The sequence below is a fragment of the Pseudomonas sp. QD4 genome (genome assembly GCF_049199125.1).
Taxonomy (GTDB): Bacteria; Pseudomonadota; Gammaproteobacteria; order Pseudomonadales; family Pseudomonadaceae; genus Aquipseudomonas.
In genome coordinates, this window is record NZ_JBLZOM010000006.1 from 32,049 (window position 1) to 54,299 (window position 22,251).

Annotated in this window: 18 protein-coding genes; 8 read left to right on the plus strand and 10 right to left on the minus strand. The window is 61.3% G+C overall.

What is annotated here, in order from left to right:
• Positions 1-17 precede the first annotated feature (17 nt).
• The 6 genes from rpsK to bfr all read left to right on the plus strand — a co-directional run bounded on the left by rpsK (position 18) and on the right by bfr (position 4,805).
• Positions 18-407 (plus strand): 30S ribosomal protein S11, encoded by a 390-nt coding sequence (gene rpsK / locus ACOZJV_RS27575; protein WP_007924177.1) that lies wholly within the window; start codon positions 18-20, stop codon positions 405-407.
• 18 nt (positions 408-425) lie between these two features.
• On the plus strand, positions 426-1,046 hold the full coding sequence (rpsD, locus tag ACOZJV_RS27580; RefSeq protein WP_003210056.1) for a 30S ribosomal protein S4: 621 nt from the start codon (positions 426-428) through the stop codon (positions 1,044-1,046).
• Positions 1,047-1,068: 22 nt separating this feature from the next.
• Complete coding sequence (locus tag ACOZJV_RS27585; RefSeq protein WP_003176403.1) at positions 1,069-2,070, plus strand: DNA-directed RNA polymerase subunit alpha; 1,002 nt, start codon at positions 1,069-1,071, stop codon at positions 2,068-2,070.
• A 42-nt stretch (positions 2,071-2,112) separates the two neighbouring features.
• Complete coding sequence (gene rplQ, locus ACOZJV_RS27590; RefSeq protein ID WP_020297855.1) at positions 2,113-2,499, plus strand: 50S ribosomal protein L17; 387 nt, start codon at positions 2,113-2,115, stop codon at positions 2,497-2,499.
• Positions 2,500-2,736: 237 nt separating this feature from the next.
• Complete coding sequence (locus tag ACOZJV_RS27595; RefSeq protein ID WP_421548923.1) at positions 2,737-4,185, plus strand: catalase; 1,449 nt, start codon at positions 2,737-2,739, stop codon at positions 4,183-4,185.
• Positions 4,186-4,340: 155 nt separating this feature from the next.
• Entirely contained in the window at positions 4,341-4,805 is a 465-nt protein-coding gene (gene bfr / locus ACOZJV_RS27600; RefSeq protein WP_020297857.1) for a bacterioferritin, read from the plus strand.
• Positions 4,806-4,902: 97 nt separating this feature from the next.
• On the opposite strand, the gene uvrA is transcribed toward bfr, so the two are convergent.
• On the minus strand, positions 4,903-7,737 hold the full coding sequence (gene uvrA, locus ACOZJV_RS27605; protein ID WP_421548924.1) for an excinuclease ABC subunit UvrA: 2,835 nt from the start codon (positions 7,735-7,737) through the stop codon (positions 4,903-4,905).
• 205 nt (positions 7,738-7,942) lie between these two features.
• Here uvrA and ACOZJV_RS27610 point away from each other — a divergent pair, with 205 nt between their 5' ends.
• Both ACOZJV_RS27610 and ACOZJV_RS27615 read left to right on the plus strand, forming a co-directional pair.
• Entirely contained in the window at positions 7,943-9,337 is a 1,395-nt protein-coding gene (locus ACOZJV_RS27610) for an MFS transporter (protein ID WP_078471568.1), read from the plus strand.
• Positions 9,338-9,346: 9 nt separating this feature from the next.
• Positions 9,347-9,859, plus strand: a complete 513-nt coding sequence (locus ACOZJV_RS27615) for a single-stranded DNA-binding protein (protein WP_020297860.1) — start codon at positions 9,347-9,349, stop codon at positions 9,857-9,859.
• Positions 9,860-9,940: 81 nt separating this feature from the next.
• Here the strand turns inward: ACOZJV_RS27615 and ACOZJV_RS27620 are convergent, their stop codons facing one another.
• From ACOZJV_RS27620 to ACOZJV_RS27660, 9 genes are all read right to left on the minus strand, one after another.
• Complete coding sequence (locus tag ACOZJV_RS27620; RefSeq protein WP_421548925.1) at positions 9,941-10,999, minus strand: hypothetical protein; 1,059 nt, start codon at positions 10,997-10,999, stop codon at positions 9,941-9,943.
• Between the two features lie 34 nt (positions 11,000-11,033).
• Complete coding sequence (locus ACOZJV_RS27625) at positions 11,034-12,854, minus strand: hypothetical protein (RefSeq protein WP_421548926.1); 1,821 nt, start codon at positions 12,852-12,854, stop codon at positions 11,034-11,036.
• A gap of 3 nt (positions 12,855-12,857) precedes the next feature.
• Positions 12,858-14,150, minus strand: a complete 1,293-nt coding sequence (locus ACOZJV_RS27630; protein WP_421548927.1) for a hypothetical protein — start codon at positions 14,148-14,150, stop codon at positions 12,858-12,860.
• An 18-nt stretch (positions 14,151-14,168) separates the two neighbouring features.
• Positions 14,169-15,089, minus strand: a complete 921-nt coding sequence (locus ACOZJV_RS27635; protein WP_421548928.1) for a hypothetical protein — start codon at positions 15,087-15,089, stop codon at positions 14,169-14,171.
• Between the two features lie 64 nt (positions 15,090-15,153).
• Positions 15,154-17,547, minus strand: coding sequence for a hypothetical protein (locus tag ACOZJV_RS27640; RefSeq protein WP_421548929.1), 2,394 nt, complete (start codon positions 17,545-17,547; stop codon positions 15,154-15,156).
• A gap of 10 nt (positions 17,548-17,557) precedes the next feature.
• Positions 17,558-18,697: a hypothetical protein gene (locus tag ACOZJV_RS27645; RefSeq protein ID WP_078471574.1), complete on the minus strand. Its 1,140-nt coding sequence runs from the start codon at positions 18,695-18,697 to the stop codon at positions 17,558-17,560.
• Complete coding sequence (locus ACOZJV_RS27650) at positions 18,676-20,121, minus strand: alkaline phosphatase family protein (RefSeq protein ID WP_421548930.1); 1,446 nt, start codon at positions 20,119-20,121, stop codon at positions 18,676-18,678. Before ACOZJV_RS27650 ends, ACOZJV_RS27645 begins: the two co-directional genes overlap by 22 nt.
• On the minus strand, positions 20,111-21,346 hold the full coding sequence (gene eboE / locus ACOZJV_RS27655; RefSeq protein ID WP_421548931.1) for a metabolite traffic protein EboE: 1,236 nt from the start codon (positions 21,344-21,346) through the stop codon (positions 20,111-20,113). The genes ACOZJV_RS27650 and eboE overlap by 11 nt, the downstream gene beginning before the upstream one ends.
• Positions 21,343-22,227: a TatD family hydrolase gene (locus ACOZJV_RS27660; RefSeq protein ID WP_020297869.1), complete on the minus strand. Its 885-nt coding sequence runs from the start codon at positions 22,225-22,227 to the stop codon at positions 21,343-21,345. Before ACOZJV_RS27660 ends, eboE begins: the two co-directional genes overlap by 4 nt.
• Positions 22,228-22,251: the final 24 nt, after the last annotated feature.

Below are 22,251 nucleotides of genomic sequence, written 5' to 3' on the forward strand. Positions count from 1 at the left end.
TCGACAGGAATTTAGTCATGGCAAAACCTGCTGCTCGTCCTCGTAAAAAGATTAAAAAGACAGTGGTTGATGGCATCGCCCACATCCACGCGTCTTTCAACAACACCATCGTGACCATCACCGACCGTCAAGGTAACGCTCTTTCCTGGGCAACCTCCGGTGGTTCGGGTTTCCGCGGTTCTCGCAAGTCCACCCCGTTCGCTGCTCAAGTAGCTGCTGAACGTGCTGGTCAAGCTGCGCTGGAATACGGCCTGAAAAACCTCGACGTTAACGTCAAGGGTCCAGGTCCAGGTCGTGAATCTGCAGTCCGCGCTTTGAACGGCTGTGGCTACAAGATCGCCAGCATCACCGACGTGACGCCAATCCCGCACAACGGGTGCCGTCCGCCGAAGAAGCGCCGCGTGTAATCCAGGAGATTGTAAAGAATGGCTCGTTACATTGGTCCAAAATGCAAACTGGCTCGTCGCGAAGGCACCGATCTCTTCCTGAAGAGCGGCGTGCGCGCTATCGAATCTAAGTGCAACATCGAAGCAGCACCTGGTATCCACGGCCAACGCCGCGGTCGCCAGTCCGACTACGGCACCCAACTGCGTGAAAAGCAGAAGGTCCGTCGTATCTACGGCGTTCTCGAGCGTCAGTTCAGCGGCTACTACAAAGAAGCTGCTGGCAAGAAAGGTGCAACCGGTGAAAACCTGCTGCAACTGCTCGAATGCCGTCTGGACAACGTTGTATACCGTATGGGTTTTGGCTCTACTCGTGCCGAATCCCGTCAGCTGGTATCGCACAAATCCGTTAGCGTAAACGGCCAGACCGTTAACGTCCCGTCGTACCAGGTTCGTGCTGGTGACGTGGTCGCGATTCGCGAGAAAGCAAAGAACCAACTTCGCATTGTCCAAGCTCTCGATCTGTGTGCCCAACGTGGCCGCGTAGAATGGGTAGAAGTAGACACTGAGAAGAAGTCGGGCGTTTTCAAGAACGTTCCAGCTCGCAGTGATCTGTCCGCCGACATCAACGAAAGCCTGATTGTCGAGCTCTACTCCAAGTAAGGGCTAGAAAATAGGTGCATCCATGCAGATTTCGGTAAATGAGTTCCTGACACCCCGCCATATTGATGTGCAGGTTGTCAGTCCAACCCGCGCCAAGATCACTCTCGAGCCTCTCGAGCGTGGTTTTGGCCACACCCTGGGCAACGCGCTGCGCCGCATCCTGTTGTCCTCAATGCCCGGCTGTGCAGTAGTCGAGGCCGAGATTGACGGTGTGCTCCACGAGTACAGCGCCATCGAAGGTGTACAGGAAGACGTAATTGAAATCCTGTTGAACCTTAAAGGTCTGGCTATCAAGCTGCACGGCCGTGACGAAGTTACGCTGACCTTGTCGAAGAAGGGTTCGGGGGTGGTTACCGCTGCCGATATTCAGCTGGATCATGATGTCGAGATCGTTAACCCCGATCACGTAATCGCTAACCTGGCGTCTAACGGCGCCCTGAACATGAAGCTCACCGTAGCTCGTGGTCGTGGTTATGAACCGGCAGACTCGCGTCAGAGCGATGAAGACGAAAGCCGCAGCATCGGTCGCTTGCAGCTTGACTCTTCGTTCAGCCCGGTTCGCCGCATCGCATACGTGGTGGAAAACGCCCGTGTCGAGCAGCGTACTAACCTGGACAAGCTGGTTATTGATCTGGAAACCAACGGTACCCTGGATCCTGAAGAGGCTATCCGTCGTGCTGCAACCATTCTGCAACAGCAGTTGGCTGCGTTCGTCGACCTCAAAGGTGACAGTGAGCCAGTGGTAATCGAGCAAGAAGACGAGATCGATCCGATCCTGCTTCGCCCGGTTGACGATCTGGAACTGACTGTACGTTCGGCTAACTGCCTTAAGGCGGAAAACATTTACTACATCGGCGACCTGATTCAGCGTACCGAAGTAGAACTGTTGAAGACTCCGAACCTTGGCAAGAAATCCTTGACCGAAATCAAGGACGTTCTGGCCTCCCGCGGTCTGTCCCTCGGCATGCGCCTCGACAACTGGCCGCCTGCAAGTCTTAAGAAGGACGACAAGGCGACTGCCTGATCGTCGTAATCACCGAACGTTGTGTTTGGTAAGGAATGAACCATGCGTCATCGTAAAAGTGGTCGTCACCTGAGCCGCACCAGCTCGCACCGCAAGGCCATGTTTCAAAACATGGCGGTGTCGCTGTTCGAGCACGAGCTGATCAAAACTACACTGCCGAAAGCTAAAGAACTGCGTCGCGTTGCTGAGCCGCTGATCACTTTGGCCAAGACAGACAGCCTGGCTAACCGCCGTCTGGCTTTCGACCGTACTCGTTCGAAAGCTATCGTTGGTAAGCTCTTCAACGACCTGGGCAAGCGTTACGCTACCCGTGAGGGTGGCTACCTGCGCATCCTCAAGTGCGGTTTCCGCGCTGGCGACAACGCTCCTATGGCGTACGTCGAGTTGGTTGATCGTGCTGTCAGCGGCGAAGCTGTATCCGCTGAGTAAGACGTCAGTCTGAAACGAAGAACCGGGCCTTGTGCCCGGTTTTTTGTGTCTGCAGGAAAAGCCTGCAACCAATCAATCCTTTCATCAGAGCTCGATTTGGCTATTTGTCTCCTGGCTAATTAGTAATTATCTATCGAACATCATGAATTAATGAATTTGATGGTGTCATCGGGATGGTCAATACTCGATGTCAGCCGATTAGCCGGCAGTTTCAAGACTGACAGAGGAAGATTGAGCATGAGCCAGAACAAAACGCTTACCACCGCCAGTGGCGCTCCGGTCGCCGATAACCAGAATTCCCGCTCCGCCGGTCCTCGTGGCCCATTGCTGCTCGACGACTTTCATTTGATCGAGAAGCTCGCCCACTTCAACCGTGAAAACATCCCTGAGCGTCGCGTGCATGCCAAGGGTTCAGGTGCCTACGGGACGTTCACTGTCACCCGGGACATCACTCAGTACACCAGCGCCAAGCTGTTCGAGTCCGTGGGCAAGCAAGCACCGACCTTTTTGCGCTTCTCCACGGTAGGCGGTGAGCGTGGCTCGGCTGATACCGAACGCGATCCCCGTGGTTTCGCCTTGAAGTTCTATACCGAGGAAGGTAACTGGGACATCGTCGGCAACAACACGCCGGTGTTTTTCATCCGTGACCCGCTGAAGTTTCCCGATTTTATCCACACCCAAAAGCGTCTGCCGCAGAGCAATCTGAAGAGCGGTCAGATGATGTGGGACTTCTGGTCGCATTCACCCGAGGCGCTGCACCAGGTCACCATCCTGTTCTCGGATCGGGGTATTCCTGATGGCTACCGTCACATGCACGGTTTCGGCAGTCACACTTACAGCCTGATCAGCGCCACAGGCGAGCGGCACTGGGTGAAGTGGCACTACAAGACCCTGCAAGGGATCAAGAATCTCGCTCCGGCGGAAGCGGCAAGACTGGCGGGTACTGATCCGGATTACGCCCAGCGCGACCTGTTTGGCGCGATTGAGCGTGGTGACTTCCCAAAATGGCGCGTGTGCATTCAGATCATGAGCGAGGCCCAGGCCGCAGCTCATTACGAGAATCCGTTTGACGTGACCAAGACCTGGTCGCAGAAGGAGTTCCCGCTGATTGAAGTGGGCGAGCTGGAGCTTAACCGCAACCCGCAGAACTACTTCGCTGAAGTCGAACAGGCGGCGTTTGGTCCAAGCAATATGGTGCCGGGGGTAGGCCTGTCGCCGGACCGCATGCTGCAAGGACGAGTCTTTGCGTATGCCGACGCTCATCGCTATCGCGTGGGTACCAACCACCAGCAACTGCCGGTCAACGCGCCGCGCAGCCCGGTGAACAGCTACCAGCGCGACGGCTCCATGGCCTTCGGCAGCAACGGTGGCGCGGCGCCTAACTATGAGCCGAACAGCTACGCGGATTCGCCCAAACAGGCGCCTCGGTATGCCGAGCCCGCATTGGCGCTCAGCGGCGCGGCAGATCGTTATGATCACCGTGAAGACACCGACTACTACAGTCATGCTGGCGCGCTTTTCCGCCTGATGAACGAAGATCAGAAGGCGTTGTTGATCAGCAACATTGCCGGTGCCATGGCCGGTGTTTCGGCGGACGTGGTCCAGCGTCAACTGCAGCATTTCTTCAAGGCCGACCCGGCTTATGGAGAAGGAGTCGCAAAGGCGTTGGGCGTACAGCTTAACTAAGTCTAAACGAGAAGCAGAACCGCCCTCATTTGGGCGGTTTTTGCGTTATTTAAGCTACTTTTCTCAGAATATCTTCACTTTGTTAGCGTTTTTCCAGTGACCTGCAGGTCAGCTTGGTTCAAACTATCCACTTTCAAGCAGGGAGATGTAGGGCGATGCAAGGTCACCCGGACGTAATCGATTACCTCAACACGTTGCTGACGGGCGAGCTGGCAGCACGTGACCAATATTTCATCCATTCGCGGATGTACGAAGACTGGGGCTTCAGCAAGCTCTTCGAACGTATCAATCACGAGATGGAAGAAGAGGCACAACATGCTGACGCCCTGATGCGTCGCATCTTGATGCTCGAAGGCACGCCGCGCATGCGTCCAGATGATCTGGACACCGGCACCACGGTGCCTGAGATGCTCGCCAGCGATCTGCGCCTGGAATACAAAGTGCGCGCCGCGCTGTGCAAAGGCATCGAGCTTTGCGAGTTGCACAAGGACTATGTCAGCCGTGACATCCTGCGCATTCAATTGGCCGATACCGAAGAAGATCACACCTACTGGCTGGAGAAGCAGTTGGGCCTGATCAAGGTCATCGGACTGGAAAACTACCTGCAATCGCAGTTCTGATTTTCCGTCAGCGCCATACTGGATCGTTCGCAAGGCGATTTCAGTGACATAAAAAAGCCCCTGGCATCTCACAATGCCAGGGGCTTTTTCGTGGGTCTCAATCCCTGTCGCGAGCCAACAGAGGTTTGAGGTAGTACCCGGTGTGGGACTGCGCCATCTCGGCCACTTGCTCCGGTGTGCCGACCGCGATGATCTGCCCGCCCTTGGAGCCGCCTTCAGGACCCAGGTCCACCAGCCAGTCAGCGGTCTTGATCACGTCCAGGTTGTGCTCGATCACCACCACGGTGTTGCCGTGGTCGCGCAGGCGATGCAGCACGTCGAGCAGTTGCTGAATATCGGCAAAGTGCAGGCCGGTAGTCGGCTCGTCGAGGATGTACAAGGTCTTGCCGGTATCGCGCTTGGACAACTCACGCGACAGCTTGACCCGTTGGGCCTCGCCACCGGAAAGCGTAGTCGCCGACTGCCCGAGCTTGATGTAGGACAGCCCGACATCCATCAGGGTCTGCAGCTTGCGCGCCAGCGCCGGTACCGCATCGAAGAATACCCGTGCTTCCTCGATCGTCATCTCCAGCACTTCGTGGATGCTCTTGCCCTTGTATTTGACCTCAAGGGTTTCGCGGTTGTAGCGCTTGCTCTTGCACACGTCGCAGGGCACGTAGATGTCCGGCAGGAAGTGCATCTCGACCTTGATCAGGCCATCGCCCTGGCAAGCCTCGCAACGTCCACCCTTGACGTTGAACGAGAAGCGCCCCGGCCCGTAACCGCGCGAGCGCGACTCGGGTACGCCGGCGAACAGCTCGCGAATCGGTGTGAACAGACCGGTGTAGGTCGCCGGGTTGGAACGCGGTGTCCGTCCAATCGGGCTCTGGTCGATATCGACCACTTTATCCAGATGCTGCAGGCCGTTGATGCTGTCGTGGGCAGCGGCTTCCAGAGTGGTCGCACCGTTCAGTGCGGTGGCGCTGAGGGGGAACAGGGTGTTGTTGATCAGGGTCGACTTGCCCGAGCCGGAGACCCCGGTCACACAGGTCAGCAGGCCGATTGGGATCTCCAGGTCGACGTTGCGCAAGTTGTTGCCACGGGCGCCCTTGAGCGACAGGCTAAGCTTTTTATTACGCGGCGTGCGCTTGGCGGGCACCGCGATCTTCACCCGCCCCGACAGGTACTTGCCGGTCAGCGAATCAGGATGGGCCATGACTTCGGCTGGCGTGCCTTCGGCAACGATGTGTCCACCGTGCACCCCGGCGCCGGGGCCAATATCCACCACGTAGTCGGCCAGGCGAATGGCGTCTTCGTCATGTTCCACCACGATCACCGTGTTGCCGATGTCGCGAAGGTGCTTGAGGGTGCCCAGCAGGCGATCGTTGTCCCGCTGGTGCAGACCGATTGAAGGTTCGTCGAGGATGTACAGCACCCCGACCAGGCCGGCGCCGATCTGGCTGGCCAGGCGAATCCGCTGCGCCTCGCCACCGGACAAGGTGTCCGCGCTGCGGTCCAACGACAGGTAATCGAGACCGACATTGACCAGGAACTGCAGGCGCTCGCGGATCTCCTTGAGGATCTTGTCGGCAATTTCGCCACGACGTCCGGTCAGCTTGAGCACGCCGAAGTATTCACAGGCGTCGCCGATCGGGAGGTTGGTTACCGCCGGCAGGGTTTTCTCGCCGACCCACACATGCCGCGCTTCGCGACGCAGGCGGGTGCCACGACAATCTGGGCAGGGCTGGGTGCTGAGGAACTTCGCCAGCTCTTCGCGCACGGTGGCCGACTCGGTTTCGCGGTAGCGACGCTCCAGGTTCGGCACGATGCCTTCGAACGGGTGCGATCGCTTGACGATATCGCCACGGTCGTTGAGGTACTTGAAGTCGACGTTTTGCGAACCGCTGCCGTTGAGGATGACCTTTTGCTGGTCGGCTGGCAGCTGGTTGAACGGAACTTCGAGGCTGAAACCGTAGTGCGACGCCAGGGAACCGAGCATCTGGAAGTAGTAGACGTTGCGCCGGTCCCAGCCGCGAATCGCACCTTCGGCCAGGGTCAGGTCGCCGTTGACCAGGCGCTTGATATCGAAGAACTGCTTGACCCCCAACCCATCACAGGTCGGGCAGGCGCCAGCCGGGTTGTTGAAGGAAAACAGCTTGGGTTCCAGCTCGCTGATGGCGTGTCCGCAGATCGGGCAGGCAAAGCGTGCGGAGAAGATGATTTCTTCACCGGGCTCATCATCCATCGGCGCCACCAGGGCGATGCCGTCCGCCAGTTTCAGGGCGGTCTCGAAGGATTCGGCCAGGCGCTGCTGCAGGTCGGCCCGGACCTTGAAACGGTCCACCACCACGTCGATCGAATGCTTCTTCTGTTTATCCAGCTTCGGCAGTTCGTCGAGCTCGCACAGCCTGCCGTTGACCCGTGCCCGGACAAAACCCTGGGCCCGCAGTTCTTCGAAGACCGAGAGGTGCTCGCCCTTGCGCTCGCGAATCACCGGGGCCAGCAGCATCAGCTTGCTGCCTTCCGGTTGTGCCAGTACCAGGTCGACCATCTGGCTGACGGTCTGGGCTTCCAGCGGGATATCGTGATCGGGGCAGCGCGGAATACCGACGCGGGCATACAGCAGGCGCAGGTAGTCGTAGATTTCAGTGATGGTGCCCACGGTGGAGCGCGGGTTGTGCGAGGTCGATTTCTGTTCGATGGAGATGGCTGGCGACAGACCTTCGATGGTGTCGACGTCAGGCTTTTCCATCATCGACAGGAACTGTCGGGCGTAGGCCGACAGCGACTCGACATAACGGCGCTGGCCTTCGGCGTACAGCGTGTCGAAGGCCAGGGACGACTTGCCGGATCCGGACAGGCCGGTGATGACGATCAGCTTGTCCCGCGGCAGGGTCAGGTCGATGTTCTTCAGGTTGTGGGTTCGGGCCCCACGAATCAGGATCTTGTCCAAAAGCGGCCTCGCTTGGCGGGCATCGAAAACGAAGGAGTATAAAGCCAAATACTGGATGGATGCACACTATCGGCTAGCAGATTTCAGCAGCGGGCCAGGGGGGGTGACTCCAGGTCGCGGCACGGGTACGTGACAAAGAGTCGCCATGTACCCCGTCTATCGATGGGACTGGTAGAATCGCCGCCGGTTCACATGAGGTTTATCCATGCACGATCCCCACAGCGAACGCATGAGTGGCAGCGAGACCCGCGCAGCGAGCGGTCTGGCCCTGGTGTTCGCCTTCCGTATGCTTGGCATGTTTATGGTGTTGCCGGTCCTGGCGACCTATGGCATGGACCTGGCTGGCGCAACCCCGGCCCTGATCGGCCTGGCGATTGGCGCCTACGGCTTGACCCAGGCGTTGTTCCAGATCCCGTTCGGCATCATCTCCGACCGCATTGGCCGGCGCCCGGTGATCTACCTCGGGTTGATCGTCTTTGCCCTGGGCAGTGTGCTGGCAGCCAACGCCGATTCGATCTGGGGGGTGATTGCCGGACGGGTCCTGCAGGGGGCGGGGGCGATTTCCGCGGCGGTCATGGCGCTGTTGTCAGACCTGACCCGCGAGCAGCACCGGACCAAAGCCATGGCGATGATCGGTATGACCATCGGTCTGTCGTTTGCCGTGGCCATGGTGGTCGGTCCGTTGCTGACCCGCAGCTTTGGCCTGTCGGGGTTGTTCCTGGCGACCGGCGGCATGGCCCTGGTGGGGATTCTGATCATTGCCTTTATGGTGCCGCGCTCCACCGGCCCGTTGCAGCATCGTGAATCCGGCGTGGCCCGCCAGGCACTGTTGCCGACCCTCAAGCATCCGGACCTGCTGCGCCTGGATCTTGGTATCTTCGTGTTGCATGCGATGCTGATGTCGAGCTTCGTTGCCCTGCCTCTGGCGCTGGTGGAAAAAGCCGGCCTGCCCAAGGAACAGCACTGGTGGGTCTACCTCACCGCGTTGTTGATCTCGTTCTTCGCCATGATCCCGTTCATCATCTACGGCGAGAAGAAACGCAAAATGAAACGAGTTCTGCTCGGTGCCGTCAGTACCCTGATGCTCACTGAGCTATTCTTCTGGCAGTTCGGCGACAGCTTGCGGGCGCTGGTGATAGGTACGGTGGTGTTCTTCACCGCGTTCAATCTGCTGGAAGCCTCCTTGCCATCGCTGATCAGCAAGGTTTCACCGGCCGGCGGCAAAGGCACTGCCATGGGGGTTTACTCCACCAGTCAGTTTCTCGGTTCGGCCTTGGGCGGTATCCTTGGCGGCTGGTTGTTCCAACATGGCGGTTTGTCGGTTGTGTTCCTGGGATGCGCAGGTCTGGCTGCACTCTGGCTGGTCTTTGCTGTTACCATGCGCGAGCCCCCATATGTGACGAGCCTGCGCTTGCCGTTATCGCCCGAAGCGATCCGCGAAGCCGGTCTGGTCGAGCGCCTGAAGGCCGTTGTTGGGGTAACAGATGCAGTGGTGGTGGCCGAGGAGGCCGCCATTTACATCAAATTGGACACCGAATTATTGGATCGCGCGACCCTCGAGCAGCTGGTCAATCCAGCGCCGGCGGCGAGCGAAGCCTAGGAGAACGTTATGGCCCGTGGGGTTAACAAAGTCATATTGGTCGGCACTTGCGGCCAGGATCCCGAAGTTCGCTACCTGCCTAACGGTAACGCCGTGACCAACCTGAGTCTGGCAACCAGCGAACAGTGGACCGACAAACAGACCGGCCAGAAAGTCGAAAAGACTGAATGGCACCGCGTCTCGATGTTCGGCAAAGTCGCGGAGATCGCTGGCGAGTACCTGCGTAAAGGTTCGCAGGTCTACATCGAAGGCAAACTGCAAACCCGCGAGTGGGAAAAAGACGGCATCAAGCGTTACACCACTGAAATCGTGGTCGACATGCAAGGCACCATGCAACTGTTGGGCGGCCGTCCACAGGGCGACCAGCAAGGCGGTGGCATGTCCAACTCGGCGCCACGTCCTCAGCAGTCCCGTCCGCAGCCAAGCCAGCAGCCACAGCGTGAGTCGCGTCCAGCGCCTCAGCAGGCGGCACCGCAGCCGGCTCCGGATTTCGACAGCTTCGATGACGATATTCCGTTCTGATCCAGCGCCGTCAAAAGCACTGAGCAAAGGCCCTTGGCGATAATCGCCAAGGGCCTTTTTCTTTGCCTGGCGATCAGTCCGCTAGGGCAGTTGCACCCGGCGAACCTGGCCGGACAGCGCGGCGACGCCGTTGTCCGGTGTAGGCAGGGGGCGACCGGTGAGACCCATGCCTTCGCTGATCAATACCGCCCCCGGCACCAGGCACAGGTTGGAGGGGGTATCCAGATGCTGGGCCAGCAGCGTGACCTGCCCGGTGTTCAGGCTGCAACTGAGCAGCCGGCCACTGAAGCGGGCAAAACCGCCGTGCAGGCACTCGCCGGCCCAACTTGGAAGCAGGGGTTGCAGCAGACGGTCGCACAGCTCCAGGACCAACACCTGGCCGTCCTGGCTCAGGGCCAGGCCGGTGGGCAGTTGCAGGCCATCAATCAGCACCTCAATGCGCCCACTGTGCAGCCAGACCCGGATCACCTGGCCGGCACGCTCGGCGAAATCAATGCCGCGCCGCGCCGGATCGCTGTGCAGCTCACCCGAGAACAGGCTGATCAACACGGCGGCGGTCGCCGGTTCATAGACCAGGGTCACCGGCACCGCTTCCTGGCCCAGGCCCAGGTCCGGCAAGTCGAACAGCACGCGCTCTTCCTTGTCGCCCTTGAACTCTACCAGTTGATTGGTATCGGGTTTGACCGCCAGCCAGCTGCGGCGCACCGGGTGATAGCACAGCGAGTTCAGGTTGCCGCGGCTGTTGAATACCGGCTCGGGCGGCCGGTATTGCAGGTCGAGGATTTTCGAGCCTTCGACATAGTTGGTCTGGCTGACCAGGCAGCGTCCGTCGCCACAGGCGATATCCGACAGCCCCATGATTTCATCGCGCAACATGCGCGCCTGCAGGTTCATGGAGCGAAAGCCCTCGGCCACGATTTCCGGTGGCAGATACGCCCCCGGCATATCGGGATCGGGGCGCAGGCGGCTGATGCGCCCGCTGAAGCTTTGGTCGGGCAGGCCTGAACCGGCTTCGGCCATCAGCAGGCTGCCGTCGCTTTGCAGGCACAGGCCCCGCGGGTTCAGCAGCCCTTGGGCGACGATGCTGCTGGGGCGCAGGTTTGGCGCCGGGTGAGCGGGAATCAGGATCGGCATCGGCATGGCGGCTCTCCAGTGCAAAGGGGGCGGGGCGTCATCACAACTGGGGCTGCCAGGGCTCGCTGGTGAGCCAGGCCTTGAGCAGCGCCCGCTGGCTCGGTGACATCGAGTGCACCACTGGCATGTACAGCGTGGTGCCGTTATAGACCTCGGAGGTGCGCGCCAGGATCATCTGCCGCGCGTTCCACACCGCATCCTGCTGGTTGAGCGGGATGTAGCGCGACATGGCCGGGAACGCCAGGTAGTGAAAACGCAGCACGTGTTCATAGACCTGATCCCAGGTAACGCTGGTGCCCGGGGCGATGCCGAAACTGGTCTGGGCGAACTTGCGAAAGTTGATGAAATACGCCCCGTCGTCGCTGCCGACGACGCTGAAATTCAAGGTGGCAAACCCGGCCTGGGGTTCTGAGCCTGGCTTGAGGGTGACCTTGAAGCTGACGCTGGCACTGCCTTTGCTCACGGTCAGTTGCGGCTCGAACACCAGGAAGTCCCAATATTCAGGGGCCAGGTACGGGGCGTGCTCGTCGTCGTTGGAAGGGCCGGGGGTGATCTTGATCACCGTGTCTTGCGTCACGGGCCCGCCCAGTTGGGTCACGTTCAGAGTGATCTGGACTCCGTCCGGGTGGTCGTCCAGGTAGATATTGCGCTGGTCGGCGCTCAGGCGATAAGCCTGCTCGGGGGCGTTCACCGTGGTCTTGGCGAGGGTCAGTGGGGCCTTGATGCCCAGTGGCTGGCTGGCGACCAACTGTTGCTGCTCGGCGCTCAGGGGCAAATCAACGATGCCGCCGTAGAGGTAGTAGTACTGCAGGTCTTTGCCGAAGGGGTTGAGGGTAGTCAGCTTGGTCGATCCGGCGGTGATGGACACCGGGCCGTAATCCGCATTGGGCCCGATGGGGCTGGTGATATCGGTGCGCACACTGCGAAAGGCCTGCTTGGGAATGATGTTGAGCATGTCGATGCTCAGCAGCTCATCACTGGTCAAGGTGGCGTAGCCGGTGCCGCCGCTGGTCTGGTTGATCAACTGGCGGCCAGCCGGAAAGATCAGCGGCTCCCCGGGGAACGCCGGGGCCAGGGTGCCGACCATGCGCCCGATGCTCGGGTTGGCGGTGAAGAGCTTGGCGGCGTAGTCGGCGTCGAGCTCGGCGGTGGTCATGCTCGGGCACATTTCGAACATGACGAAGCGCACCACAATCCCGCTGGCACCCGGCGCTTCGATGATGGACTTCAGAATCGCGCTGTCCTGGTTGTAACTGACGATGTCCTTGAGCGGGAAGGTCAGCTGGAAGGTGCCGCTGATCCGGTTCGACCCGGGCGCATCGGGCTCACCTTCGAGGATCCGCAGGGCCACGTCGAAGCTGCTGCACACCGTATTGCCGCGGATCAGCAATTGAGGGCTGTCACTGCTGCCGATCTGCAGGCCACCGACGAAAATCTGCGTGCTGATGGTCCCTGTCGGGTCAAGGTCGACCATCATCGGCCCGGTGACCGGCGGGTTCTGAGTGACCGGGTCCACCGAGCCCATCAGGTACAACGGCTGGCCGATCAGGTCGCCATGGGTGCTGATGTCTCCCGGCTGGCCCTGGGAGCTGATCAGCACGTTCTGCATGTCGACGGAGTGCTGGCCATAGTGGTTCCAGCCGCCGGCGGTGTACTTGACCCCGGTGGGGGCGTTGATGAATTGGTTCAGTTGATCATCGCTGTAGGCCTGGGCCGGGGGCGACACGGTCGAGGTGGTCAGGTCGAACAGGGCCAGGGTCTGGCCGTTGTCGATGGGGAGGGTCGCGGCGTTGTTCGGCACGCTGACGTTGGTGCGGATGCCGCCCCAGAAATTCAGCCGTGGGCCATTCAGAATACTCATGGTCTATTCCTCATCCTTGATGGAAGTGCCTGCGGGTGCCTTGGCGAATTTGAACAGGTAGGAGAAGTCCGCCTTGAAGCGGCTGTTGATCGGGGTGGCCTTGGAGTGGCAATCGGTGCAGCTGCTGTTGGGCTGGATATAGCTTTCCATGGTCACGTTGGCGGCCAGGGCCGGCGTCGGCGAACCCTGGGGATTGCTGGGGTTGCTCGGGTCGCTGGGCCATTGGGTGGTCACCAGCTGGTAATACTTGAACACCGTCGATTGCACTTGCGCAGCGGCCTGGAACTGACTGTTGAGGGTTACGGTAGCCGGGGTCAGGGGCGTGAACCGGTCCAGCGGATTGGGCGTGGTGAAGCTGGTTCCGGGTTTGGGCTGGCACACCTGGTGGCCATCCTGCAGGGTCCAGTTGCAAGGCGACTGGTTGAGGCTGTCGGCGGGGGCGCCGGCGTTGAAATAGGAGTACTTGACCCCCGGCGCTGGCTGATTGACCCATTTGCCGTCGACCAGGACCTTGGGTGGAACGTTGTCGACCTGCTCGAAGGTCGACCAGATCCACTGCGGATAACCCGGCGCCTTGGTGATGATGTGCAGGCCGACCAGGCCCAGGTTGACCTGGGTGGTGCCGTCCGGGATGCCCTGGTCATTGAACTGGGTGACCGTGGCGGGCATTTGCAGGTAGCGGCTGGCATCGTCCTGGGCGGTCAGGATGCGCCAGCTGGATTTGATCTCGCTGGTCGCACTGGGAAACTTGATGTTGCTGGCCTTGGACACGATGTCGGCGTTGTAGAAGTTGTTGGCGACGATGTAGTTGTAGGAGGCCTCGTTGGCGGCCAGTTCGTAATAGGTGGGTTTGCCGTTCTGGTCGATCAGCCAGCCGCCGACCGCCTGATTGTCAGAGTGCACGACGGTGTTGTTCTTCAGCGCGGCAATGTTGATCAGCCACAGGCGCTTGGCCTGCAACGCCGAGTTCCACGGTCCGGGCGGCTTGGCGCCGGGGAGGAAGATTTCATCGACGTTTTTGTAGGTTTGCCACACGGTCGGGCCAGGGGCGCCCAGGGCCGCCGAGCAATCGGGCTGGCCCCGGGCTCCGGCCTTGGCGGGCCAGCTCAGGGCGACAAACATCTGCCAGCTGTAGCGATCGAACGCATCCTGGCTGGCGTCGGCGATGGGCACGACGCTGGGTGGCTGGCATGAGAGGTCGATGCCCGAGGTGGTCTGGGCCGGCTGCTCCCGGGCATAGGCGGGCAGGCTGAGCAGGCCGAGCAAGATCAGGCTAAAGCGCGGAAAATTGTTCATGGCGATCCTTCGTCATTGTCAGGGTTGGCGTTGCATCAACTTGTTCCACTGCGCCGATTTGCCGTTGCTCTGGCCGGTAGGTGGCTCGAACAATTGGCAGGGTGGCGGGTTGCTTGGGCACATGGCTGCGACCTGGTCCCAGGTCTTGGCCGGGTCGGGTTTCTCGATGCGGAAGTTGACGTAGTTCTGGCTGACGATGGGGGCGTTGGCGACGCTGGCGTCCCCGGAGAAAAAGAACGACTGCGGTTTGCGGTAGGGCGGGGTGCCGGTCTGCGCCTTGTTGAAGGCATAGCCGAACAGGATCGGCCCCTGGGGCGAGTCCAGGTCCAGGGCGTAGGCCTGCACGCTGCCCTTGAGGTTCTGGCTGCGGCTGGGGCTGTAGGGCAGGTGCTGCACGAAGTCCTGGCGCGGCGGGTGGTTCATCGGCGAAAAACTGCAACAGGCCGGCATGTCCTTGGGGCGATCGTCGTAGGTCAGGAAATACGCCTTGTTGCCCAGGGAGACGAAGGTGCAGCTGTAGTTGTTGTTCTTGATCGGGAAGATCGGCAGGCAGTACTTCTCGTAGTGCTCGAACATCGCGCCGTAACCGTCGCCATCGGGCGGCAGGTAGCCGGTGTCGTAGTAGCTGGTGCCCTTGGACACGGTGTAGTCCGAAGGTTTCAGGGTGCTGGGCGGCGAGCTGTAGGGCGGCGGGTTGTTCTGGTAGTTGGTCATCACCCGGTACATGGTCCAGTCGCTGATCCAATAGGCCGGGAAGAACGGATCGCTGGGATCGGTGGGCGCACGGGGGGCGATGCAGTTGCCGTTTTTGGCATTGCACCCCAGGGTGTTGTGCACCCCGTTGGTGAAGTACACGGCGGGGCTGTCGTCCTGGGCGAACAGCGGCGAGCTGATAAGCAGGGTCGGCAACAGCAGCCGGGTAAAGAAGCTGGCGTTCATAAGACACTCCCTTGAAGTGCCGGGTGAGGGTGTCACCCGGCGTTCCTGCGTGATGCGTTGGCGGTCAGTTGAGGGTGTTGAAGTCACTCATGCTCAGGGGGATGGGTGGGTAATTGCGCTTGACCAGGGCCTGGGCCCACAGCTCGAGAATCGCCCGCCGGCTTTGCGACATGTCGCGGGTGATGGGCATCGAGAGCGTGCTTTCTTCCTGATACGGCTTGCTGATCAGCACGATCAATTGGTCGATGGCGCCTTCGACCCGGGTCTGGGAGTTGAGCGGCATGAACTTGTTCATGATCGGGTACAGGTAATAGAAGGGCTGCAGGATCTGCGCGTAGATGAAGTTGTTCCACAGCAGCTGGCTGGCGTTCTCGCTCTTGTAGATGGAGTTCCAGTAGTTGATGAAGTTTTGCTGCAATTGCGGCTCCATCGGCAGCACGCGCAAGGGCGCGAGGAAGTCGGCGTAGCCCCCGGTGTAGTCGAAGCTGAAGGGCACCTGTGGCGCGCTCGCGCCTTCTTGCAGGAAGAAACGCAGGGTCGGAAACCCCGGTGCCACGGCGCGCATTCCCAGTTGCGCGATACCTCTGGCGTCAGTGCGGATTTTAGTGATGGAGTAGTTGATCAGCCCGCCACCGGGGGTATCACGCAGGGTGCCGCTCCTGGCAAACGGCTCATCGAAGGCCAGGCACGGACGCAGATTGATCGCGGTCGGCTTGCTCAGGTACTGCTGATAGCTGATGGGGGTGCCGGGTGGCACCGCGTTGCTGCTGGCGTCCGCCTTGAGCAGTGCGGTCAGGCGTCGCCCGCTGCCGGTGGCCAACTGATTGGCAATCGGTGGCGCGTCGGTGAACTGTGGCAGGTTGGGCTGGTTCGCGTTGCGATTGTTCGGGTTGTCATAGAACAGGGTGAAGTTGGCCGGGTTGCTGAATGCCAGGTAGTAGTTGCTGGTGGTGATCATGTAGGCGTTGCCGTACTCGGCGACCCACAACACGGTGCCGGCCGGGGCTGGGACGCCGTCCTGCTGCACCATGATCTGCAGCGTTTTGTGATCGCCCACATCAATGAAACTGCCGCTCTCGATGACCTCGGCGGTCCACTTGCGCTGAGCAGCGGCGACCACGGGCGTGGCGCCTTGCTGTTGCAACAGCAGCGAGCCGTTCTCCAGGGCACTCTGTTGCCCGCTGTTGATTGGCAGATCGAGCAGGCCCGAGCGTTTATCGAAGGCCGCCTGGTTGTACTGCTCGAAGCCGAACTGGGCCAGGGGCTGGTACTTGCCGTTCAACTGCACCCCCACTGTGTAGTTGCCGGCGTTGAAGCGTTCCGCCTTGGCGATCGGGGCGCTGGGGTCGACCGGGTAGAACGGGAAGCCGTTGGACAGGTCCAGGGACAACACTCCCGGGTTGATCTGGGCTGAAATCACCCCCAGCTGGGTGCTCGACGGCTGGGTGTCACCTGGGGTTTTCTTGTACACCGGCACCGCGCTGGCGGGCATCAGGCGCCGGCCGCCGGGGGCCGTGGGGAACTCGTCGGCAAACCACAGCCCAAGGGTGCCGGCGGTGCGGCTGTAGGCCGGGTTGAAGAAAATATCGGCGACGTTGTTCAGCCCTTTCTCATACATCACCCGCACCTTTTCCATGTCCGCAGGGGCATGGGAGTGGGTGTTGATCGGCGGGAAGTCGTTGAAGACGCCGTTTTTGTCGTAGAAGGTCAGGTAGGTCGAGAACCGGAACATCAGGCCCTTGGCGCCCTGCTGGGTCATTTGCTGCTGGAGGTTTTTCAGCAGCACCGAGTTGCCGATGACCCATTGCAGGTTTTCCTTGGGAAAGCAGGTCTGCCAGGTGGTGGTCACGGTACTCAAGCCACCGAACGCGCCCCAGTTGAAGTTGAGGAAGCGATCGAGCATCCGGTACTGGCGGTTGAGCGTCAGGCCGCATTGGTCGTCGCCCAGCACCAGCTTGTCGAAATACAGCGCGGTGAAGGTGTTTTGCCAGGGGCTGACATCGACAAAACGCGCGGCACTGGGCGCGTTGCCGCCAAAGGGGTTGCCCTGCAACTGGTAGTTCTTGCTGACCAGGGCGTCCTGGAGGATGTAATTGTTGGCCTGCAACTCGCCACCCACCACCACCGAGCGCGTGTCCTTGTGGGTCACCGTGCCGCAGGCGTTGTCGCCGAACAGGTCCCATTCGGCGGGCATGAAAGGGTAGGTTTTCGGGTTGGCGTTGGTCGGCACCTGCAGCACGTAATCCGGGACCTGGTTGTACGCCAGTGGCCGGATCGACCACGGCATCAGCGCGGTCGGGGCGTTTTGCGGGGTGACGTCGTAGTACTTCAGGAACGGCCAGTTCATGTCCATCTTCACCGCGTCGTACAGCGGGAACACGTCGTTGTTGTTGGCCGTTGGCGGGTTCCAGAACATGTGGCCGTTGAGGTAGATGCGGGGAAAGTTCAATACGCTCATGTCATGCTCCTTAGCGTTGCCACTGGGCGCGTTTGAGCGACCAGACAAAATCCAGTTTTTTGTAACCGGCATACGCCGAGTCCGGCAGCGGAGTGGTCGGGTAAACGATGCCGCCCTGTTCTTTCAGGGCGAAATTGAAGTAACCCTTCTGGTTCGAGTAGGCGGCGGTGCTGTGGCACGCCAGGCACGACGAGGTGCTCTGGAACGCCGACTCCAGCTGCGAGTTGGCCAGCACCTGGGTCACGGGCTGGAACTCGACGCCGATCAGTTCGTACTTCGACAGCCCGGGGTAGGTGGCCTGGAAACTCAGGTTCACCGGCTTGGCCGCCGGGGTCGGGCCGGTGGTGTTGGTCATCGGCGTGGCCGGTACGGCATTGGTCACGGTGTACTTGCTGTTGTTGACGTTTTCGAAGGTGGTCCACACCCAGTTGGCGCTCAGCTTGTTGATGACGTGCATGCCGCTGAGGGCGGCGTACCCGACCTGGTACTGGTTCTTGTCCGGGTAGTAGGCCTGGATGATGTAGTAGCCATCGTTCTCCAGCTTCTGCTTGAAGGCGGCATCGGTGCCGATCCAGATCCACGAGGTTTTCAGCTCCCAGGCGGTGCTCGGGAAATTCAGGTTGCCGGTCAGGGCGGCCTGGCCGTTCACGTTGTAGATCTTGTTATTGAGGATGTAGTTGAACGTGTCCTGGCCCATGAGGATGTGAAAGCGCACCGGCTGGCCGCGTTGCGCTGCCGGCACCTGGTTGCCCATTTGCAGGATCAGGCCGTCCACCTGTTGCGTGCTGTCCAGGTTCTGGAACACCCGGTTGGGGTTCATCCCCAGTTTTTGTGCCTGGGCCTGGATCGCCATGGGCGTGGGCTGCTGCGGCAGATAGGGCTTGGGCTGGGCGCCGTTGGCCAGGTACACCTGGTCCGACGGCTTGAACCCTTCCCAGACCCGGTTCGGGCTGCCCTGGGCCGAAGGCTGGTTGAGGCAGACGAACCAGTTCCAGGCCTGGGTTTCCGGGCTTTGCAAAAAGTTGGCCTTGGTCTGGCTGGGGTTGGCTCCGTACGTGAGGAAATTACCGCAGTCATAGGGAGTGGCGTTCTGTGCCTGCGCCAACCCGGCGAGTGCACTGAGAACGGTTATGGAGATGGCTCGCCGCATGGAAGCTCCTTGGCATTGGCCTTGTCGTGGTATGGGCGCCCCAGGAAGTACTGCAGGAGCAGTTGCTTGACTGCCGTGACCGGAAGTTGCTCCGGTAGCGCCAGGTCGCAATTGGTGATGAGCAGCGGGCTGCTCTGTGGGCTGTCGGGCAGGCGGCCATGGCTGCCGCGGACCATCCGCGTGTCCAATGGGATCAGGTCCATGTAGTAGCGAAAGCCGAGTTTTTTCTGCAGCAGGCGGCGGGCGATTTTCAGCTTGGGCCAGCGGATGGCCGGGTCGATGAACATTTCCAGCGGGTCGTAGCCGGGCTTGCGGTGGATGTCCACGGTACGGGCGAAGTCCGGCGCCTTGCGGTCGTCCAGCCAGTAGTAGTAATCGAACCAGTAGCCGGCAGCGGCCACCACCACCAACTCGCCGCTGCGCGGGTGGTCCAGGTGCCAGGCCCGCTGTTCGGTTTTGTCCAGCACCTGCTCGACGCCGGGCTGGCGCTGCAACAGGGCCTTGACCCGGGCCACGTCCTGGGCGCGGCGGATGTAGATATGCGCGACCTGATGGTCGGCCACGGCAAAGGCCGCGCTGGCGCCGGGGTCGAGCAGTTCCCAGGACAGCGACTGGCGGACCTGGAGCAAGCCTTCCGAGCGCAGCAGCCGGTTCAGCGAGACCGATTGCTGCACCGGCTCGATGCCGTACTCGGACAACAGCATCACCGACGCGCCCTGTTGCTCGGCAAAGTCCAGCAGGCGCCCGACTTCATGATCGATGGCGCGCAATTCATCGGCCATGGCCGGGTGCTCCGGCCCCAGGCGTTGCAGGCCGTAATCCAGGTGGGGCAGGTAGACCAGTTGCAGGTCCGGGCGGTTGATCTGGAACTCGGCCATGGCGCAGTCGACGATCCAGCGGCTGGAGGCAATGCCCGCCGCCGGCCCCCAGAAGCCATGGAACGGAAACTCGCCGATCTGCTGCTCGATGGCCTCGTGCAGCCCGGGCGGGTCGGAGTACAGGCCGAACACTTTGCGCCCGTCGGCCGGGTAGTGCGGGCGCGGGGTGATGGCGGCCGAGACCTCGGCGTACATGTTGAACCACCAGAACAGCTGGCTGCAGCGAAACCCGGGGATCTCCCGTTGCAGCACCTGCCAGACTTTTTCCCCCTGGATCAGCCCATTGGGCTGCAGCCAGAAACGCACCTCGGCCTGGTCGCGAAAGTACCAGCCGTTGCCGACAATCCCGTGCTCCGATGGCGCGCTCCCGGTGAGGATCGAGGCTTGCACCGTCGAGGTCACGGCCGGGAACACCGGCTGCAAACGGGTCATCTGCCCGCGGTGCAGCAGTTGATTGATGCGTGGCGTGGCGGCCCCGAGCAAACCCGGGGTCAGCCCGACCACGTTGATCAGCAGCAGCGGTGGGCGCGGTGCTTCAGCGGCCATGGGCCACCTCCCGCGGGCGTGGGTGGGCTTGCAGCAGTTGCCTGGCCCGCAGTTGCTCCTCGACCCATTGCAGCTCGCGGGCGATGCCCTGCAACTGCGCCGCGGCGCTGTCCGGGCGCAGCGGCTCCGGCAGCACGCCCCAGCTGTAGGTCTCGACCTCTAGCACTGGACGCAGCGCCGGATGCTCGGCCAGGTAATCGAAGGTCTGGGCCAGCGCGCCCTGGCTGCCGCTGAGCTCCGGCAACAGCAATTGCTCACTGAACAGCGGCACGTGGAAGTGGATACGCAGCTCCGCTTCCAGGACCCGGCCCTGGGCGATGTCCTGCAACACCGCGGGCAGGTCGGGCCAGGACAGCAGCCGGCCCTGGACGTCGCGAGCCTTGACCTGATGCAGGTACACCACCTCGGCAAAGTCGCCGAGGGCCTGGACCACCGCCGCCCGACGTAGATGCTCCGCTGCCGGCAGCTGGCAGACCATGGCGCTGGACAGCTGGATCTTGCCCACCGGTACGCCGGCCTGTTGCAGGCGGTGCAGGGACTGGTAGCAATCCTCGAACAGCACCGCCTGATGGCAGACGTCGAAACACAGCGCCAGGTACTCCTGGTGCGGATCGGTGGCTTGCCAATGCTGGAAAAAGGCAATGGCCTGGCCGGTGTTTTCCAGCACGCAATCGGGCTCCATTTCCAGGCACAGCCGGATCTTCTTGCCGCTCTCCTGATACAGCCTGGCCAGGCCCGCCGTGAGCTGGCGCAGTTGCTGTTCGGCACTGTGCTGCAAGGCCTGATTCCAGTGCGCGGCATACCCCAGGGGTACGCTGGAAATCACCCCCTGGGTGCAATCTGGGGGCAGGGCATCGGCCAGCAGCCGTGCCAGTTGCAGGCTGTAGTCGAGGCGCTGCGGATCGGCCCAGTGCGGGCGGTAGACCTCGGCCTTTACCGCCCCCTCATGGAACCGGCCATAGGGGAAGCCATTGAGCGAGGTCAGGCGCAGGCCGCTGCGTTGCAACAGTTCGAAAAATTGCCGGCGTGCCGTCGGCTGTTGCAGCTCGGCGACCGCCCGCGCGCTGATCCACAGACCGCTGTCCTGCTGGCTCAGCCCGCGCAGGCGGCGCACTCCCTGGAAGTCGGACTCGATCGAGGCCCGCAACCCGGCCAGTTCCGGGGTGGGGTGCACGTTGCCGCAATAGCCGATCTGGGTGGGCGTCCATTCCCTGGGCTGGCTCATTTGATCACCGGCTCCTGGCCGCGCAGGGCCGAGTTTTCCTGCCACTGCTTGCGCTGGTCGATGGGCAGCGGGGTGCTGACCAGTGCCTTGTCCAGCTGCCCGCTCTGGGCGAAGAAATCCACCGGGTTGTGAAACAGCACCTGTTCCACCTGGGCTTCGCTGAAGCCGGCGGCGAGCATGGCCTGGCCGGTTTTCGGCACTTTCAGCGGGTCGCTGATGCCCCAGTCGGCGGCGCTGTTGACCACCATTTTCTCGGTGCCGTACTCCTGCAGCAGGGCGACCATGCGCTGCTCCGACATCTTGGTGTTGGGGTAGATCGAATGGCCGCGCCAGCAATCGCTGTCGAGCACCAGGGGCAGGGTCAGTTCATTGAGGTGGTCGATGATCACCAGGTTCTCGGCGATGCCCACCTCGCGGATCACCGCCAGGGTGCGCTTGGTGCCCCCGATCTTGTCGCGGTGCGGGGTGTGCACCAGTACTGGCAGGTTGAACTCCTTGGCCAGTTGCAGCTGGGCGGCGAGAAAGCGGTCTTCCTCGGGGGTGATGTCGTCGTAGCCGATCTCGCCGACGGCCACCACGCCGTCCTTGAGCAGGTAGCGCGGCAGGATCTCCAGCACCTCGTTGGCCACTGAGAGGTCATTGGCCTCCTTGGGGTTGAGGCCGATGGTGCAGAAGTGATGGATGCCGAACATGCTGGCGCGAAAGCGCTCCCAACCCAGCAGGGTGTCGAAATAATCGATGAAGCTGCCGACGCTGGTCCGGGCCTGGCCCTGCCAGAAGGCCGGCTCGATGACCCCGGTGATGCCGGCGGCGGCCATGTTCTGATAGTCGTCGGTGGTGCGGCTGACCATATGGATGTGCGGGTCGAAGTACTTGAGCATGGTGAATCCTCGTCGAGGGGGAGT

Coding starts and splice junctions, on each gene's coding strand:
- rpsD (WP_003210056.1), top strand. CDS start 426: ATGGCTCGTTACATTGGTCCAAAATGCAAACTGGCTCGTCGCGAAGGC.
- bfr (WP_020297857.1), top strand. CDS start 4,341: ATGCAAGGTCACCCGGACGTAATCGATTACCTCAACACGTTGCTGACG.
- ACOZJV_RS27625 (WP_421548926.1), bottom strand. CDS start 12,854: ATGAGTATTCTGAATGGCCCACGGCTGAATTTCTGGGGCGGCATCCGC.
- ACOZJV_RS27660 (WP_020297869.1), bottom strand. CDS start 22,227: ATGCTCAAGTACTTCGACCCGCACATCCATATGGTCAGCCGCACCACC.
- ACOZJV_RS27595 (WP_421548923.1), top strand. CDS start 2,737: ATGAGCCAGAACAAAACGCTTACCACCGCCAGTGGCGCTCCGGTCGCC.
- ACOZJV_RS27585 (WP_003176403.1), top strand. CDS start 1,069: ATGCAGATTTCGGTAAATGAGTTCCTGACACCCCGCCATATTGATGTG.
- ACOZJV_RS27645 (WP_078471574.1), bottom strand. CDS start 18,697: ATGCGGCGAGCCATCTCCATAACCGTTCTCAGTGCACTCGCCGGGTTG.
- ACOZJV_RS27635 (WP_421548928.1), bottom strand. CDS start 15,089: ATGAACGCCAGCTTCTTTACCCGGCTGCTGTTGCCGACCCTGCTTATC.
- eboE (WP_421548931.1), bottom strand. CDS start 21,346: ATGAGCCAGCCCAGGGAATGGACGCCCACCCAGATCGGCTATTGCGGC.
- ACOZJV_RS27620 (WP_421548925.1), bottom strand. CDS start 10,999: ATGCCGATGCCGATCCTGATTCCCGCTCACCCGGCGCCAAACCTGCGC.
- ACOZJV_RS27610 (WP_078471568.1), top strand. CDS start 7,943: ATGCACGATCCCCACAGCGAACGCATGAGTGGCAGCGAGACCCGCGCA.
- rplQ (WP_020297855.1), top strand. CDS start 2,113: ATGCGTCATCGTAAAAGTGGTCGTCACCTGAGCCGCACCAGCTCGCAC.
- ACOZJV_RS27615 (WP_020297860.1), top strand. CDS start 9,347: ATGGCCCGTGGGGTTAACAAAGTCATATTGGTCGGCACTTGCGGCCAG.
- ACOZJV_RS27630 (WP_421548927.1), bottom strand. CDS start 14,150: ATGAACAATTTTCCGCGCTTTAGCCTGATCTTGCTCGGCCTGCTCAGC.
- ACOZJV_RS27640 (WP_421548929.1), bottom strand. CDS start 17,547: ATGAGCGTATTGAACTTTCCCCGCATCTACCTCAACGGCCACATGTTC.
- ACOZJV_RS27650 (WP_421548930.1), bottom strand. CDS start 20,121: ATGGCCGCTGAAGCACCGCGCCCACCGCTGCTGCTGATCAACGTGGTC.
- rpsK (WP_007924177.1), top strand. CDS start 18: ATGGCAAAACCTGCTGCTCGTCCTCGTAAAAAGATTAAAAAGACAGTG.